8 protein-coding genes are annotated in these 16,033 nt (G+C 32.2%); 6 read left to right on the forward strand and 2 right to left on the reverse strand.

Annotated elements, in window-relative coordinates:
- Nucleotides 1-4: 4 nt before the first annotated feature.
- The 3 genes from JOOMADRAFT_RS16330 to JOOMADRAFT_RS16340 are packed head-to-tail and all read left to right on the forward strand — an operon-like array spanning nt 5 to nt 2,521.
- Complete coding sequence (locus tag JOOMADRAFT_RS16330) at nt 5-796, forward strand: SDR family oxidoreductase (RefSeq protein WP_008615310.1); 792 nt, start codon at nt 5-7, stop codon at nt 794-796.
- 59 nt (nt 797-855) lie between these two features.
- Nucleotides 856-2,184, forward strand: coding sequence for an L-fucose:H+ symporter permease (gene fucP, locus JOOMADRAFT_RS16335; protein ID WP_008615311.1), 1,329 nt, complete (start codon nt 856-858; stop codon nt 2,182-2,184).
- Entirely contained in the window at nt 2,174-2,521 is a 348-nt protein-coding gene (locus JOOMADRAFT_RS16340; protein ID WP_040879803.1) for an L-rhamnose mutarotase, read from the forward strand. Before fucP ends, JOOMADRAFT_RS16340 begins: the two co-directional genes overlap by 11 nt.
- 246 nt (nt 2,522-2,767) lie before the next feature.
- On the opposite strand, the gene JOOMADRAFT_RS16345 is transcribed toward JOOMADRAFT_RS16340, so the two are convergent.
- Nucleotides 2,768-4,450: a sulfatase family protein gene (locus JOOMADRAFT_RS16345; protein ID WP_008615313.1), complete on the reverse strand. Its 1,683-nt coding sequence runs from the start codon at nt 4,448-4,450 to the stop codon at nt 2,768-2,770.
- 122 nt (nt 4,451-4,572) lie between these two features.
- Nucleotides 4,573-8,808 carry a two-component regulator propeller domain-containing protein gene (locus tag JOOMADRAFT_RS16350; RefSeq protein WP_008615314.1) on the reverse strand — a complete coding sequence of 1,412 codons (4,236 nt, stop codon included), beginning with the start codon at nt 8,806-8,808 and terminating at the stop codon, nt 4,573-4,575.
- A 572-nt stretch (nt 8,809-9,380) separates the two neighbouring features.
- On the opposite strand from JOOMADRAFT_RS16350, the gene JOOMADRAFT_RS16355 reads away from it, so the two are divergent.
- The 3 genes from JOOMADRAFT_RS16355 (at nt 9,381) to JOOMADRAFT_RS16365 (ending at nt 15,888) form a co-directional block, all read left to right on the forward strand.
- Nucleotides 9,381-10,970 (forward strand): sulfatase family protein, encoded by a 1,590-nt coding sequence (locus JOOMADRAFT_RS16355; RefSeq protein WP_008615315.1) that lies wholly within the window; start codon nt 9,381-9,383, stop codon nt 10,968-10,970.
- A 212-nt stretch (nt 10,971-11,182) separates the two neighbouring features.
- A complete protein-coding gene (locus JOOMADRAFT_RS16360) occupies nt 11,183-14,059 on the forward strand; it encodes a glycoside hydrolase family 2 protein (protein WP_008615316.1) in 2,877 nt (958 codons plus the stop codon).
- A 5-nt stretch (nt 14,060-14,064) separates the two neighbouring features.
- A complete protein-coding gene (locus JOOMADRAFT_RS16365) occupies nt 14,065-15,888 on the forward strand; it encodes an arylsulfatase (protein ID WP_040880170.1) in 1,824 nt (607 codons plus the stop codon).
- Nucleotides 15,889-16,033: the final 145 nt, after the last annotated feature.

A 16,033-nucleotide genomic window follows, 5' to 3' on the forward strand; every position in this document is an offset into this window, starting at 1 on the left:
AAACATGGATTTACATTTAAAAGATAAAGTTGTTCTTGTAACTGGAGCAGCTGGAATTAAAGGAAGTATTGGAGAAACTATCGTTCAGTCGTTAGCTAATGAAGGTGCGATTCCTGTTATTATTTGCAGAAATGATCGTGGCTACCAATACCAAAAAGAGCTCAATGAAAAAGGTATAGATAGCATTTTTGTAAAAACTGATCTTACCGACCCCAAGCAAATTGAAAAAGCTATTAAAACTATTGAAGAAAAGTACCATCGAATAGATGTTATTATTAATAATGTAGGCGTAAATGATGGCGTAGGAATCGATGCGAGTATAGAAGAGTTTATCAAGTCATTGCAACTTAATTTAGTAAGTTATTTTGCTATGGTTAAATACGCGCTACCATTACTAAAAGCTTCCAAAGGAAATATTTTAAATATAGGTTCTAAAGTTGCATTAACTGGACAAGGAGGTACCTCTGGATATGCAGCTGCAAAGGGTGGTGTATTAGGACTCACAAGAGAATGGGCAGTCGATTTAATTAACTACCAAATACGATCTAACGCTTTAATCATTGCAGAAAGTTATACCCCAGCTTATGAGAATTGGATTAACTCTCTAGAAAATGGTAAGGAAAAATTAAAAGCAATTACCAAAAAGATTCCTTTAGAAAATAGAATGACCACTCCAGAAGAAATTGCAAATGCTTGCTTGTTTACTATTTCTGATGTTTCCTCGCACACCACAGGCCAATTTATTTATATAGACGGAGGCTATGTGCATTTGGATCGCTCTTTACTTCCGCAGTAAATCATTTGAAATAATTCAATTAAAATTTATAACCTGTTAACATTCCTTACACTACCTATATGAAAACTAAAACTCATGCTATTGTTCCGAAAGGTATAGTTCTCCCTTTTATTCTTATTACTTCACTTTTTGCTCTTTGGGGTTTTGCAAATGATATCACTAACCCAATGGTTTCGGCATTTAAAAAAGTATTGGAACTTAATAACTTCCAAGCTTCATTAGTACAATTAGCATTCTATGGAGGGTACTTTACAATGGCATTGCCTGCAGCTATTTTTGTAAATAAATATTCGTATAAAAAAGGAATTCTTTTAGGATTAGCGCTTTATGCAATAGGTGCCTTATTATTTTTTCCTGCGGCGGCATATCAAGAGTTTGGTTATTTTCTAGCAGCTTTATATATACTTACATTCGGTTTAGCCTTTTTAGAAACTACAGCAAACCCATATATTCTATCTATGGGGCCGCAGGAAACTGCCACACAACGTTTAAATTTAGCACAAGCTTTCAATCCTATTGGTGCATTAGGAGGGCTGATAGTTGCTCAGAAGTTTATTTTAGGAGCGCTTCAATCTGATGATTTGGATGAGAATGGAAATTCCATATATGAAACCCTTTCCGAAAGTGCTAAATCGGTAATCAGAACTAGCGATCTTGCAGTTATTAGAAATCCATATGTAATTCTAGGACTTGTAGTAATTGCTTTTTTTGTGCTTATTTTAATCGTTAAAATGCCTCAAAACAAAGAACAGGAATCGCAAGTTAATATTAAAGAATCTATAAAACGTCTCTTCTCACATCCAAAATTTTATGGAGGGGTTATCGCGCAAGCTTTTTATGTGGGCGCTCAAATTATGTGTTGGACCTACTTGTATCAATACGCCGAATCTATTGGTATAGAAAACCAATCTGCAGTTAAATATGGAATAATTGCACTTATTGTATTTTTAATTGGTCGATGGATAGGAACTGCTCTTTTAAGGTATTTAAGCGCTGGAAAACTATTATTCATTTTTTCCATTGGTGCTATGATTGCTACACTGGTAACAATTTTCGTACCTGGATATATCGGTTTATATGCCTTGGTATCAATTTCTTTTTTTATGTCTCTTATGTTCCCCACTATTTATGGAATTGCTTTAGAAGGCCAGGGTGAAGATGCTAAATTTGGAGCTGCATTTTTAGTTATGGCTATAGTTGGTGGTGCCCTTATGCCTACCCTACAAGGAATAATTCTAGATTTAGGGGGAGATGGATATACAGATATACAAATTTTGGGAGTTCCAGAGGTTAACTTCTCATTTATACTTCCTTTTATATGTTTTATTGTAATTGCTGTTTACAGCAGAAATGTTTATAAGAAATACCACACTGCAGATGAAAACTAAAAGATATTGTATGGCTTGTGATCTAAAAGATGATAACATACTCATAGAAAAATATAAAGAATACCATGCCGCAGGTAATGCATGGCCAGAGATTACAGCATCTATAAAGGATGCTGGTGTTTTGGATATGGAAATCTATTTAACTGGGAATCGTTTGTTTATGATTATGGAAGTAAATGAAACTTTTGACTTCCAGAAAAAGGCTAAAATGGATGCTGAAAACAAAAAAGTTCAGGAATGGGAAACATTAATGCAAAATTTCCAACAAGAACTTCCATGGGCTCCGAAAGGAATTAAATGGCTCCCTTTGGATTGTATATTTAAATTAGAGCAATAGAGTACTAAAAATTTACTCCATATAATAACTTATAGAAGCAAAAAATAGTCGGGTTCAAAAACCCGACTATTTTTTTGCCTTATTATAAACTTAAAAGTGTCTATGTTAAAGATAATTTCAATACAGTTGCTACTTTAATAAAGTATTACTTTACAGTGATTTATTTGTAAAAACGCACTTAGCAAGAACTATCAATACCAAAAAATATAATTGCTAAAAGATTTTTAACCAAAAATCAACCATTGTTTAATCATTCCAATGTTCATCAATTACTTTTTGAATGTGTGGATAATTCTTATCTGTTTCATTTAACTGCTCTCTAATTGTTATCAACTCTACCTTCAAACTATCTATAATATTATTATACGCTGGATCATTATAAAGGTTATTCATTTCCTTTGGATCTTTCTCTAGATCGTATAATTCCCAAGCTACTGGAGTTTTTCTAGTAAAATCATTCCCCCAACTATTTTTATTCCATGTTGCATCAGGATTATCAGTATCCACCCAATACCTACCATAGAAAAATATAAGTTTATATTTTTTAGTTCTAATTCCAAAATGGGCAGGGTTACCATGCTTATGAGCCAAATGCATCCAGTATCTGTAATAAGTAGCCTGCTGCCAATTTTCGGGTTCTTTTCCTGTTTCCAAAATTTCTTTAAAGCTATGTCCTTGCATATAATCTGGAACCTTTCCCCCCGCCATTTCTATAAAGGTAGGAGCAAAATCAGTATTATTAATTATAGCATCTGTACGGATCCCGCTTTTAATGCCTTTTGGATATCTTACGATAAAAGGCATCCTCATAGACTCTTCATACATCCATCGTTTATCAATATAATCATGCTCTCCGAGCATAAATCCTTGGTCTCCTGTGTAAACTATAATAGTATTTTCAAGAAGACCTTCTTTATCTAAATAGTCAATTATTCTTTTTACATTATCATCTACACCTTTTACACAGCGTAAATATTTTTTTAAATAATCTTGATATACCTTCTTTGTTATTTTTTGTTCTTCCGGAGTATTATTAAAAGGAATATATTCACTTGCAGCAATTTTATCAGCATCTCTATAGTTTTTATAAATGCTACTATCTGCATAAATATTCATTGCCTGATTTCGGATTAAATTTCTTCTTGACACTGAAGAACCAATAATACGTGTTAAAGAATCGTTTTGCCCCCTGGTAGCAACCGAACCATTATTTTTATTATCATAAAGACTTTCTGGTTCTGGTATAAATTCATCTTTTAGATAATCATCATAACGAGGTGCATTTTCAAAATCGTCATGGGGAGCTTTAAAATGATGCATTAAGAAAAATGGCTTATTAGGATCTCTTTCATTCTTTAACCAATCAAGGGTAGAATTAGTAATAACATCAGAAGAATGCCCTACTGTATGCTCAATATTATCTGGCCATTGCCCATTTCCCTTAACTCTAAAATCAGGATTAAAATATTTTCCCTGTACTGGCAACACCTTATAATAATCAAATGCTGCTGGTTCTTCATGTAAATGCCATTTCCCTATAATTGCAGTTTGGTATCCTAAAGCCCCCATTTCTATGGGTAGATATTGATTCTCTGGACGTAAACTCCCCTCAAGATCAATAACTCCATTGGTTTGTGCTCGCTGTCCAGTAATAATGGCAGCTCTACTTGGAACACAGATAGAATTATTTACAAAACAATTATCAAAAATTACCCCGTCTTTAGCAAGTTTATCAATTACAGGAGTAGGATTTAACTTAGCCAATCTACTTCCATAAATTCCAAAAGCTTGTGTGGTATGGTCGTCTGCCATTATGTAAAGAATATTAGGCTTCTTTTTAACAGTTGCCTTCTCTTGGCTACATGCTGAAGATAAAAACATCATGGAAATCATTAAAAATATCCATGTATTTTTTCTATTATTTTTCATTTGTATAGTAGTTAATTATTGAAAGATAAATATAAATGGAGTTGATACTTTAGGGCACAACTTATGATTTGAATATTGTAACAAATGGTTCACTTAATTCTCTTGTAAAAATATAAATGGCTTTATTTCTCTAGCTTTACCTCTTTCTGTACAACATATTCGCTAGGAATAACTCCAAATTGTTTTTTAAAACATTTAGAAAAATAGGAGGCAGTATTAAACCCAGTTCTATACATTACCTCTTTTACGGTTAAATCGCTACTTTCTAGTAATTGAACAGCACGTTTTAAACGTATATTCCTAATAAATTCACTAGAAGTTAACCCTGTTAATTCTTTAAATTTAAGGTATAAATTACTTCGACTATACCCCATTTCTTTTACGAGCATTTCTACATTAAAGTCGGTATTCATCATATGTTTCTCTACTATTTCCATCGCCTGATTTAAAAATTTCTCATCTGTAGAGGTTACTGTAACTTCATTTGGTTGTAAATGAATTTCTCTATTAAATCGTTTCCGTAATAATTCCCTTTGTTTTACAGTATTTAATATTTTTATCTGAAGTGCATCCATATCAAAAGGCTTTCTAATATAATCATCAGCTCCATTTTTTAAACCTTCCACTTCACTCTCTTGAGAAGCCTTCGCGGTAATCATTATAATTGGAATGTGACTGGTTGCAGGATTGGTTTTTAGTTTTTCACATAATTCAATCCCATCCATAATTGGCATTAATAAATCTGTTAGAATAATATTTGGCGAATATTTCTTAGCTAATTCTAATCCTTCTTGTCCATTCTCTGCTTCATAAATAAAGTAATCATCCTTCAAAGCTTGTTTTATAAAGGTTCGAATATCTTTATTATCATCAACCACAAGTAAAACAGGTAACTTTGAGCGTGTTCTTGATAAATTAGCATCTACTAAATCGTCGTTTATATCTATTGCAAAAGATTCGCTCTCCGAGGTTCTAACAAAATAATCACTATCTGAAGTTTCTTTACAAGTAATCTCTGGGATATTTATGTAAGCCTCTTTATCTTTTGGTAACAGAATTTGGAACTTTGTTCCTTTATTTTCTTTACTCGTTACTGTAACTTCCCCCTCGTGCAATTTTACTAGATTTTTAACAAACGAAAGACCAATTCCCATTCCTTCAGGATTTCTATCTTTTTTGTCTCCATCTACATAGAAGCGTTCGAAAATATTATTTAGCTTTTCTTTAGAAATTCCTTGTCCCGAATTTCTAACTTCTATCTCTATAAAATCCATTTTTTTAGATTCCGAAGAAATTTTAATTTGATTAATCGTTTTAATTTTTATTCTAATTTTACCTTCATCCGGAGTAAACTTAAAAGCATTTGATAATAAATTATTTATAATTTTTTCTAACGCATCGTGGTCAAACCAGGCTTTTAATGCCGTATCATTTGTTTTAATTTTAAAATCAATTCTTTTTTTCTGAGCTAAAAACTGGAAAGGCTCTGCTACTTCTTTTATAAAAGATATAATGTCTGTATTACGAACTACCAATCGCATTTTTCCTTGTGTTATTTTTCGAAAATCCAGTAACTGATTTACAAGTCGCAATAATGAATCTGTATTTTTATTCATTAATCCAAACTGCTCTTGGAGCGTTTCCCAACTTAAATTCTCTCCTTTTTTTTGTAAATATTCTAGAGGTCCTTTTATTAATGTTAAAGGGGTTCTAAACTCATGAGAAATATTTGTAAAGAATTCTAGTTTTAATCGCTGAAGCTCCTCTGCTTGTTCCTTCTCCATTTGGTCTAATTCCAATTGATGTTTTTTACTCGCATTTATAACGGTATACCTCCAAAACAATACTAGAATTACGATTATTAACAAAAAGTATATAAAGTAAGCAATATCGGTTTTCCAAAAAGGAGGAACTATTTCTATAAGCAAAACGGAAGGTCTTGAATCCCACACCCCATCATTATTTGAGGATTTCACTTTAAAAGTATAAAGTCCAGGTTCGATATTAGTATAAGTAGCAAACCTTTTAGATGCAGTAGTTTGCATCCAATCTTCATCAAAACCTTCCAATTTATATTCGAACTTATTTTTCTGTGGAGCAGCATAATGCAAAGCTGCAAATTCAAAAGAAAAACTATTTTGATTATAATTTAATTTTACAGCAGATGTATTTTCAATAGGTTGAGATAAAACCGTGTTATTACCTATTCTTTCACCTACCTCTACAACATTATTATTTATGAGTAAATTGGTAATTACTGTTTTAGAAGGAATCTTATTGTCTTCTATTTCTGACGGATAAAATGCGTTATAACCATTTACACCTCCAAAAAGTAACTGTCCATCTTCTTTCTTTAAACATGCCAATTCCTGAAATTCGTTACTCTGTAAACCATCGTTAACGTCGTAATTGGTAAATACTTCTGTTTTAGGATTGAACATAGATAATCCCTGATTAGTAGAAATCCATAGGTTTCCACTGTTATCTTCTATAATCCCTTTTATAACATTATTAGGTAAACCACTATTTTCAGAGTAAACTTTAAATGATATTTCTTTAGAATTTTCATCATAAATAACCTTATTCAAACCACCTCCAAAAGTCCCTACCCACATAGTATTATTATTATCTTCATATAAAGACAATATATAATTGTGACTTAAAGAGGTAGAATCTCCCTTGATATTTTTGTATTTCTTAAATGCTGGATTCTTACTATTACGTTCTTTTTTTGATAAAACAGAGAGACCATTCCCTGTTGCAAACCATATATTCCCCTTATTATCTTCTAATATATTCCTTATGATATTATTTGATAATGATTTCGAATCTCCTTTTTTGTAGCTAAAATTATCGATATCATAATTAGTCATTTGCGAATTTAATTTATATCGATATACACCTCCAGAATACGTTCCTACCCAAATATTTTTATCGGAATCTTGTGCGATACTAAATACACTTTTCTTAAAATCTTTTGAAGGTTTAAAATCTTTCTCTTGAATAGGTCTTTTTAATTCCATATTCAATTTATATAAATTAGGATATCCTTCCGATCCAATCCAAAGCTCTTTCTTTCCAAGATAATCTACTTCAGATATTACAAAGGCTCTCTGGATAGTGGTATACTTCATAAAACGAACTTGATTCTTATTCTGCCTTTCCGAGACTTGCATATTTAACCCTCCACCTTCTGTTCCAATCCAAACGGTTCCGTTAGAATCTTGATACATAGAACGAATTTTATCATAACTTAAACTTTGTGAATCTACTGTTTTTTTTACATGAATGAATTTTTTTCTATTGGGATCGAATTTATTAACTCCTCCCCCATTGGTTCCTATCCAAATAATACCTGTATCATCTACAAATAAAGATTTTACAATGTTTTTTGTTAAACTAAATTCGTTTCTAGGATTGTAAATATATTTTTCTACTAGTTTTGGGGTATTTCCTTTGTTTTCTATAAGAACTAATCCGTTATTAGTGCCTGCCCAAATATTGTTTTGCTTATCTACAATTAGTTCATTGTAATAACCTTCATGAATCAATTTTGCTGTTGGATTTTCCTCATGAACATTAATAAAAAAGAGACCTACAGCTGTTCCTATATAATAATTGCCATTCAAATCTTGTGTTATACTTGGGGTATTCACATGTGGAAGATTAAAAGTGCCATTCATGTACTTAAAATATGCTTCATTATTATTATCACGAGTTAGCATATACAGCCCATAGGTAGCTCCTACCCAAATATCTCCCTTTGCATCTTCATAAATTTCAACAATAGTATTTATTTCTGCTCCTAGTTTAGTTGGATCATGATCTAAATTATACCGTAAAAAATTATTTGAAGCGATAGAATCCTGAAGGTTCAACATATTTATCCCTTCATTTGTTCCTATCCATAATTTGTCTTTTGAACTCAATAATACTTTAGAAACATAATTATTACTTAGGGAATTTGTGTTTTCTTCATCATGCTCAAAGTTTAAAAAATTCCCTGTATCTCTATTTAAATAAGACAAGCCATTACCAGTTGTTCCAATCCATAGGTTCCCTTTTTTATCCCCAGTAATAGAAAATATCAAATTACTATTTATAGATTTATCATTATTAGGGTCGGGCTTAAAAACATGAAAATCATAACCATCGTACTTATCTAAACCATCATGTGTTCCAAACCACATATAACCATAGATATCTTGGTAAATAGAGTTTACATCATTTTGAGATAAACCTTCAGCAGTTGTAATATGCTCAAAGTAATTTTGCTTTTGTCCATTACAAATAGGTATAACTCCTATAAATAGGATTGCCGAAAAAATATAATAAATAGTAGGCTTCAAGAAATTCATATCCTTTTAAAATTCATACATGCAATATATGCAACTATCAATAAATACGATTTGTGCATGTCTTTTTTTGTACAACATATGATTATTATGCTAATATTCAAGTGTTAAAAAATCCTGTTTTAGGCCTTATCTAAATACAATGTGGAAATTAGTCGCCAAAATTTAATAAGTCCTCCAGTTATTTAAAATTCACTTCTATCAATCCAATAGAAAAAACCTTATAATATATTTTTATTTTAAAAGATAATGATGCGTAAAGAAGCTTATAAAAACATATGTACTTCAAAAAAAAACATATGTTTTTAAAGAACTCACTTAAAAGCTTCTAATTTGTATTGTGTTTTAATACTTGACATGAAATAAACATCTAGAAATGTTTTAAAAAAGCCAAGCACATCCTAATACTAAAGAGCATATAATGCATCGATTTTCAATAATATTTCTTCTGGTTTATACAATCTTCCTGCTGAAAATGTAAAAAGAAGACGGATATAGAAGCAAAGAATGCACTCAACAGAATCACTCAATAATAAATAATTTCATACATTTCATTACCACAAACACCAACAAAAATGAAACATTTTTTTAAGCTTAAAACAACTTCAAAATTACTATTGGGATCTGCTTTAGTAGTTTCTATGTGGAGCTGTAAGAACACAAAGAAACAAGTTGTAAAAAATACAGAAACTAATATTGAAGAAGCTGTAAAACCAAACATTGTATTTATTTATTTAGACGATTTAGGTTATGGCGACATTAGCGCTAATGGTGCAACCGAAATCAGCACGCCAAATATCGATAACTTAGCCAAGGGTGGTGTTCGCTTTACAAATGGATATGCAACCTCTGCAACTTGTACTCCTAGCCGTTATGGACTACTTACAGGTGTTTATCCTTGGAGAAATAAAGACGCGCAAATTTTACCAGGTACAGCTCCTTTAATTATAAATACAGAACAAATAACAATTCCTAAAATGTTAAAAAAACAAGGTTACCAAACTGGTATTGTTGGTAAATGGCACTTAGGTTTGGGGACAGGAGAGGTTAATTGGAATGAACGCGTATCTCCAGGACCGAATGAAGTTGGTTTTGATTACTCCTATATTATGGCTGCTACACAAGATCGTGTGCCTACAGTTTACATAAAAAATGGTCATGTTGATGGTTTAGATCCAAATGACCCTATTGAAGTTAACTATATGAAAAATTTTGAAGGAGAGCCTACAGGGAAAGAGAATCCTGAACTTTTATCTATGAAATGGCATCATGGACATAACAATAGTATTGTTAATGGTATTCCGAGAATAGGATATATGAAAGGTGGCGAAGCTGCAAAATGGAGCGATGTGGATATGGCCGATCACTTTTTAAATAAAGCTCAAACCTATGTAAAAGAACATAAAGGTGCGCCCTTCTTTTTATACTATGCTCTACAACAGCCACATGTACCACGTACTCCACACCCACGCTTTGTAGGTAAATCTGGAATGGGGCCAAGAGGAGATGTTATTCTAGAAGCTGATTGGGTTATTGGGGAATTTATAAAAACTTTAGAAGAAGAAAATCTATTAGAAAACACATTAATTGTTTTATCAAGTGATAATGGTCCTGTTTTAAATGACGGTTATTATGATAATGCCGTAGAAAAATTAGGAAAACACACCCCTACAGGTGGATTAAGAGGTGGAAAGTACAGTTTATTTGATGCAGGCACACGTGTACCATTTTTAACTTACTGGAAGGGTATCATTAAACCTACAGTTTCAGATGCTTTAGTTTGTCAAATAGATTTGTTAAGTTCTTTAGCAGAATTAACGGGAAGCGATATTAAAACAGACGATAGTGCTCAAATTATCGATGCTTTCTTAGGGAAATCGAAAAATGGTAGAACAGATTTAATTTTAGAAGCCGGACAAAAAACGGCACTTCGTAGTGGAAATTGGGTACTTATTCCACCATATAAAGGTCAGCCAATTAACAAACAAGTGAATATTGAATTGGGAGTTTCTAGCGAATATCAGTTATATAATTTAAAAGAAGATTTTAAGCAACAAAAAAACCAAGCCTCAACTAGCAAACAAAAGTTAACTGAAATGATTGAGACCTATGAAAAACTTAGAGGAACAGAAAAAGTAGATATTAAAGAATTAGAATTAAAATAGCATTACCCACATAACAATAAAAAAGGCTTTGAATGAAACTTCAAAGCCTTTTTTAATATCCAAATTTTTAAAGAAAATGCTATAAATAAATATTTCATTTTGTATATAACTATAACCCACAATTAATCATATGTGATAACATTCAATACATATCTAATTTCCTTAGTATCGGATTATAAATACTTTAGAGCTTGGAAATAAAATAACAGAAAATGAAAAAAATATACCCCTTAGTAATTTTAATTTTATTGTCTTTTCAAGTAAAGGCACAAAAGCTCCCTAAAGGTTTTGAGGCTGGAGATAGAACAAAAACAAACTTAAACTTTGGATGGAAGTTTCATCTTGGGAATCTTAAAACCACCCCTACTGCTATTAATTTTGACGATAGTTCTTGGGAAAATGTTTCTATACCTCACAATCCTCAGTTAGTTTCCTATGAATTGGACAGCATTAAAGAAACATGGGTTCAAGAAAAATATCTTAGAGATGTAAGTTGGTACAGAAAAAAAATAGACCTTCGAGCAGATGATTCACAAAAAGTATTTTTAGAATTTGAAGCAGTACATAATGCGACTGAATTATGGGTTAATGGTAAAAAAGTAGGCAATTATGCAGTAAATGGATATATACCTTTCCATTTTGACATTACAAACTTCGTGAAATTTGGAGAAGAAAATACTATTGCAATTAAAGCAGATAACACCTATAATCAAACTATTGCTCCAGATCCACACAGAACAGATTATGTGAAATTTGGAGGTCTTTATAGAGACCTCTATTTAGTTACAACTAATAAACTACACGTAAACTATAATTGGGAAGCTTTTGATGCTGGTGTACATATTACCACACCTACCGTAAATAAAAATAATGGTACAGTAACCGTTAAAACTACAGTGAAAAATGAAAACCCGACCACTAAAAACACCAAGATAATTACTAATATCATTAATAAAGACGGGTACGTTATAAAGAAATTAATATCTGAAATTAATGTTGATGGAAATTCTACACATACATTTAGACAGACTGCTACCATTGAAGAAGATTTTCATGTATGGTCTCCAGACACACCATATTTGTATCGTGTAAACTCAGTAATTTATGATAATGAAACCCCAGTTGATTTTGTTGAAAATAAATTTGGATTCAGAAAGTTTTCTTTAGAAAAAGGAAAAGGATTTGTATTAAATGGAGAGCCCCTATTTTTAGTAGGTGCAAACCGCCATCAAAATTATCCTAATATTGGAGATGCTGTTCCTAACTCATTTCATTATAATGAAGCGCTACAGTACAAAAAAGCAGGTATGAACATTATAAGGCTATCCCATTATACACAAGATGATGCCTTTATCGAAGCCTGCGATGAATTAGGAATTTTAATTTACGAAGAACCTTCGACATGGATAGAATGGGGAGATGATAATTGGTTTACAAACTTAGAAAAAGCAACAAGAACCATGATTCGTAATCATCGAAATCATCCATCAATTATTGTTTGGGGAGCTGGAATTAACCATAGAGGTCCGGTACCAAGAATGCAAACCGTTGCCAAAGAAGAAGATCCTTATAGGTTAACAGCCTCTGCATCTGCCCCATGGGATGGCCCAAAGAACGAAGGCGTTACCGATGTCCATGCCACTATGGATTATCGCAGGACCGAATTTCCAGAGAGTGCTTTTACAATGGTTATGGAACATGGTAGTTCTCCAAATGCCGAAGTGAATCAATTTCATATTTCAAGATATAAAGGCAACAAAAATAATTTTGCAGCTATAACTTGGTTGGGCGCAGATTACAACCATTTACAACCCGATATTATAGACGACCAGTGGTCTAGAGATTTCATGACTACCTATGGTGTACTTTCGCCTTACCGAGTGCCGAAACCTGTGTATTACTGGTATCAATCGGAATTAGTGAAAAAACCAATAGTACATATTGCAGATGAAACAGCTTCTAAAGACGGAAAGGTTAGAGTTTACAGCAACTGTCAAGAAGTAGCGCTTTATCAAAATGGTAAACTTATAGCAAGACAATTACCCGACAATGATATTACCAAAGCAAATTTGAATCATCCTTCATTTACATTTAAATATAACTGGAAAAATGGCACATTGAAAGCTATAGGATATTCAAACGGTGAAAAAGTAACAGAATTTATTAGACAAAAAGAAGGTAATCCACATCATATAAAAGTTACTTATAATATTGAAGACAAGCCTTTTTATGCTGGCGGATCGGATATAAGACTGGTCTATGCTTCTATTGTAGATGCAAATGGAGAAGTCGTAACTAGCGCTAAAACTGAAGTGCAATTTTCTATATCTGGTGTTGGAGAAATAATTGATAACGGAAAGATTTATGCAAATCCAGCCCTTGTTTATAATGGTGTTGCTGCTATTTATGTTAAAGGAACAGATGAAACTGGTAGCATTACAGTTACAGCAAAAGGAAAAGGACTCAAATCTGGTAAAGCAACAATCAATACTATAAAATATAATACTGATGAAATTACAAACCAAGCTAAACCCATTTATGATTTCCCCATTGAACGTGTAGATATAGGTGGTGATAAGCAATTGGTACAATTTGAATGGCAAAATTGGACAGGAAGCTCAAATAACGATTTAAAATACAATTTAAAGAACACAGATATTGAAGTAGAAATTAGTGCAAACAAAAAAATAAATTGGTTGGGCAATGGTTCTAGTATGATTGGTGACTTAAGTTTTATGGGGACAGACGGTATTTATATTGAAGAAGGTGAACTTACGCTAAAATTCACCAATATAAAAGCTGGAAAATATACATTAGAAACATTTCACCATGCAAGAAAAACTAATATCAAATTAACCAATGATATAGAAGTAACTGTAGAAGATGCCGAAGGTAGTTTTACCAGAGTTTCCGATGATCATATTGTGAATTACTTTAACAACGATAGTACTGGTGAACGCCAACCAATAGCTATCCAATCAACATTTATTTCAGATGGTTCCACCCCTGTTGTTCTTAAATTTAAAAATAGTAACAAAGAGGGAACTTTATGGATAAATGGTTTCATTCTAAAACAAAGAAATCAGTAAATCACATGAATACTAAACTCTTTTTACTCATAAGCTTAATTACTATAAACAGTTGTTATTCAATAAACAAAACAATATTAAGCGCTAAATCTAAATCAAAACCCAATGTCATTCTAATCATTACCGACGATCAAGGCTATGGAGATGTAGGTATACTTGGAAACAACATTATAAAAACACCTAACATTGATGATTTCTATAAAGAAAGCTATCATTTAACCAACTTTCATGTGGCTCCAACCTGCGCCCCTACCCGATCTGGATTAATGACGGGTAGATATGCCAATAGCACTGGTGTTTGGCATACGGTTGGAGGATGGTCTTTGTTAAGAGAAAATGAAAAAACTCTGGCTAATATGTTTTCCGAAGCCGGTTATATAACAGGAAGTTTTGGGAAATGGCATTTAGGAGATAATTATCCATTTAGGGCAGAAGACAGAGGGTTCCAAGAAACAGTAATGCATGGAGGTGGTGGCGTACAACAAACACCAGATTATTGGAATAATACGTATTTTAACGACACCTATTTTCATAATGGGAAACCACAAAAGTATCAAGGTTATTGTACTGATGTATTTTTTAATGAAGCCATAAATTTTATAAAAACGAACAAAGATAAATCTTTTTTCTGCTATATAGCTCCAAACGCGCCGCATGGTCCCTATAATGTCCCTTCAGAATATTATAACTTATATAAAGATTTAGGTAACGATATTTTAACAGATACCCAAAAACGCTTTTATGGCATGATTACCAATATAGATGATAACTTTGGTAAACTAAGAGACAAGTTGAAAGAATTAAATGTTGCTGATAACACTATTTTAATATTTATGACTGATAACGGCACCTCTGCTGGTTATTATAATAAAAAAGGAAAAACGACGGGATATAATGCTAATATGAAAGGCATAAAAGGAAGTGAATATGAAGGAGGGCATAGAGTCCCCTTTTTTATATATTGGAAAGATGGAAAAATATCAACCTCTAAAGATATTACAACATTGACCGCTCAAATAGATATTATGCCAACTTTGGCAGATTTATGTAATATTGATTTACCAAAAAATCATCAACCTATAGACGGACAAAGTTTAGTACCCCTTCTAAAAGAAAAAGACACTTTAAAGGACCGAATGCTCGTAACAGATTCTCAACGAACTCAGCGCCCAAAAAAATGGAAAAATTCTGCAGTGATGCAAGGTAATTGGAGATTAATCAACGGAAAAGAATTATATAATCTTACAACTGATAAAGGGCAAGAACATAATATTGCTGAAGAACACCCAAAAAAGGTGAGTGAAATGCAAACCTTTTATGAAAAGTGGTGGACACAAGTTTCAACGAGGTTTAATGATGAAATTTATTTTAAAATAGGTTCAGAAAATGAAAATCCCGTAACCTTAACTGCACATGATATGCATGGAGAATATGGGGCATATCCTTGGAACCAAATTAATATAAGAGAGGGAACTGTTGGTGGCGGTTATTGGAGCGTAAACATTCTAAAAAGCGGAAATTATGAAGTGTCATTGAGAAGGTATCCTATTGAATCTAATTTGGCTATAAATGCAATTACTCCTGCTATTACAAAACATGAATTGCCAGGTTTAGAAAAGGATATTGCCAAAGGAGAAAAATTAGACTATGTAGAAGCCAGTATCCGTTTTGGAAACGAATTAAAGTTCAATACTCCCATTAATCAAAATGACATTTCAGCAAATTTCAATGTTTATTTGAATGCAGGTAAAACTAAGTTTTTTGCTAATTTTATAGATAAAGATGATAATATAAATGGTGTATATTATGTCTATTTCAAAAAAATATAAATCAGGAAAAAACATTAGAACGGTCGTATAAAATGGATAAAAAATACGGGGTTTCGACCCCGTATTTTTTAACTAACAAGCTTTTCTGCTTAGTACCAATAATATCATTGTGTTTGTTTACTTAACAACTCTTCTGCTTTTCAGC

The sequence above is a fragment of the Galbibacter orientalis DSM 19592 genome (assembly GCF_000260115.1).
In the GTDB taxonomy this organism is placed as follows: Bacteria; Bacteroidota; Bacteroidia; order Flavobacteriales; family Flavobacteriaceae; genus Galbibacter; species Galbibacter orientalis.

What these genes read in the sequence shown, in the direction of transcription:
- JOOMADRAFT_RS16330 (WP_008615310.1), top strand. Translation starts at nt 5, where the DNA reads ATGGATTTACATTTAAAAGATAAAGTTGTTCTTGTAACTGGAGCAGCT.
- fucP (WP_008615311.1), top strand. Translation starts at nt 856, where the DNA reads ATGAAAACTAAAACTCATGCTATTGTTCCGAAAGGTATAGTTCTCCCT.
- JOOMADRAFT_RS16340 (WP_040879803.1), top strand. Translation starts at nt 2,174, where the DNA reads ATGAAAACTAAAAGATATTGTATGGCTTGTGATCTAAAAGATGATAAC.
- JOOMADRAFT_RS16345 (WP_008615313.1), bottom strand. Translation starts at nt 4,450, where the DNA reads ATGAAAAATAATAGAAAAAATACATGGATATTTTTAATGATTTCCATG.
- JOOMADRAFT_RS16350 (WP_008615314.1), bottom strand. Translation starts at nt 8,808, where the DNA reads ATGAATTTCTTGAAGCCTACTATTTATTATATTTTTTCGGCAATCCTA.
- JOOMADRAFT_RS16355 (WP_008615315.1), top strand. Translation starts at nt 9,381, where the DNA reads ATGAAACATTTTTTTAAGCTTAAAACAACTTCAAAATTACTATTGGGA.
- JOOMADRAFT_RS16360 (WP_008615316.1), top strand. Translation starts at nt 11,183, where the DNA reads ATGAAAAAAATATACCCCTTAGTAATTTTAATTTTATTGTCTTTTCAA.
- JOOMADRAFT_RS16365 (WP_040880170.1), top strand. Translation starts at nt 14,065, where the DNA reads ATGAATACTAAACTCTTTTTACTCATAAGCTTAATTACTATAAACAGT.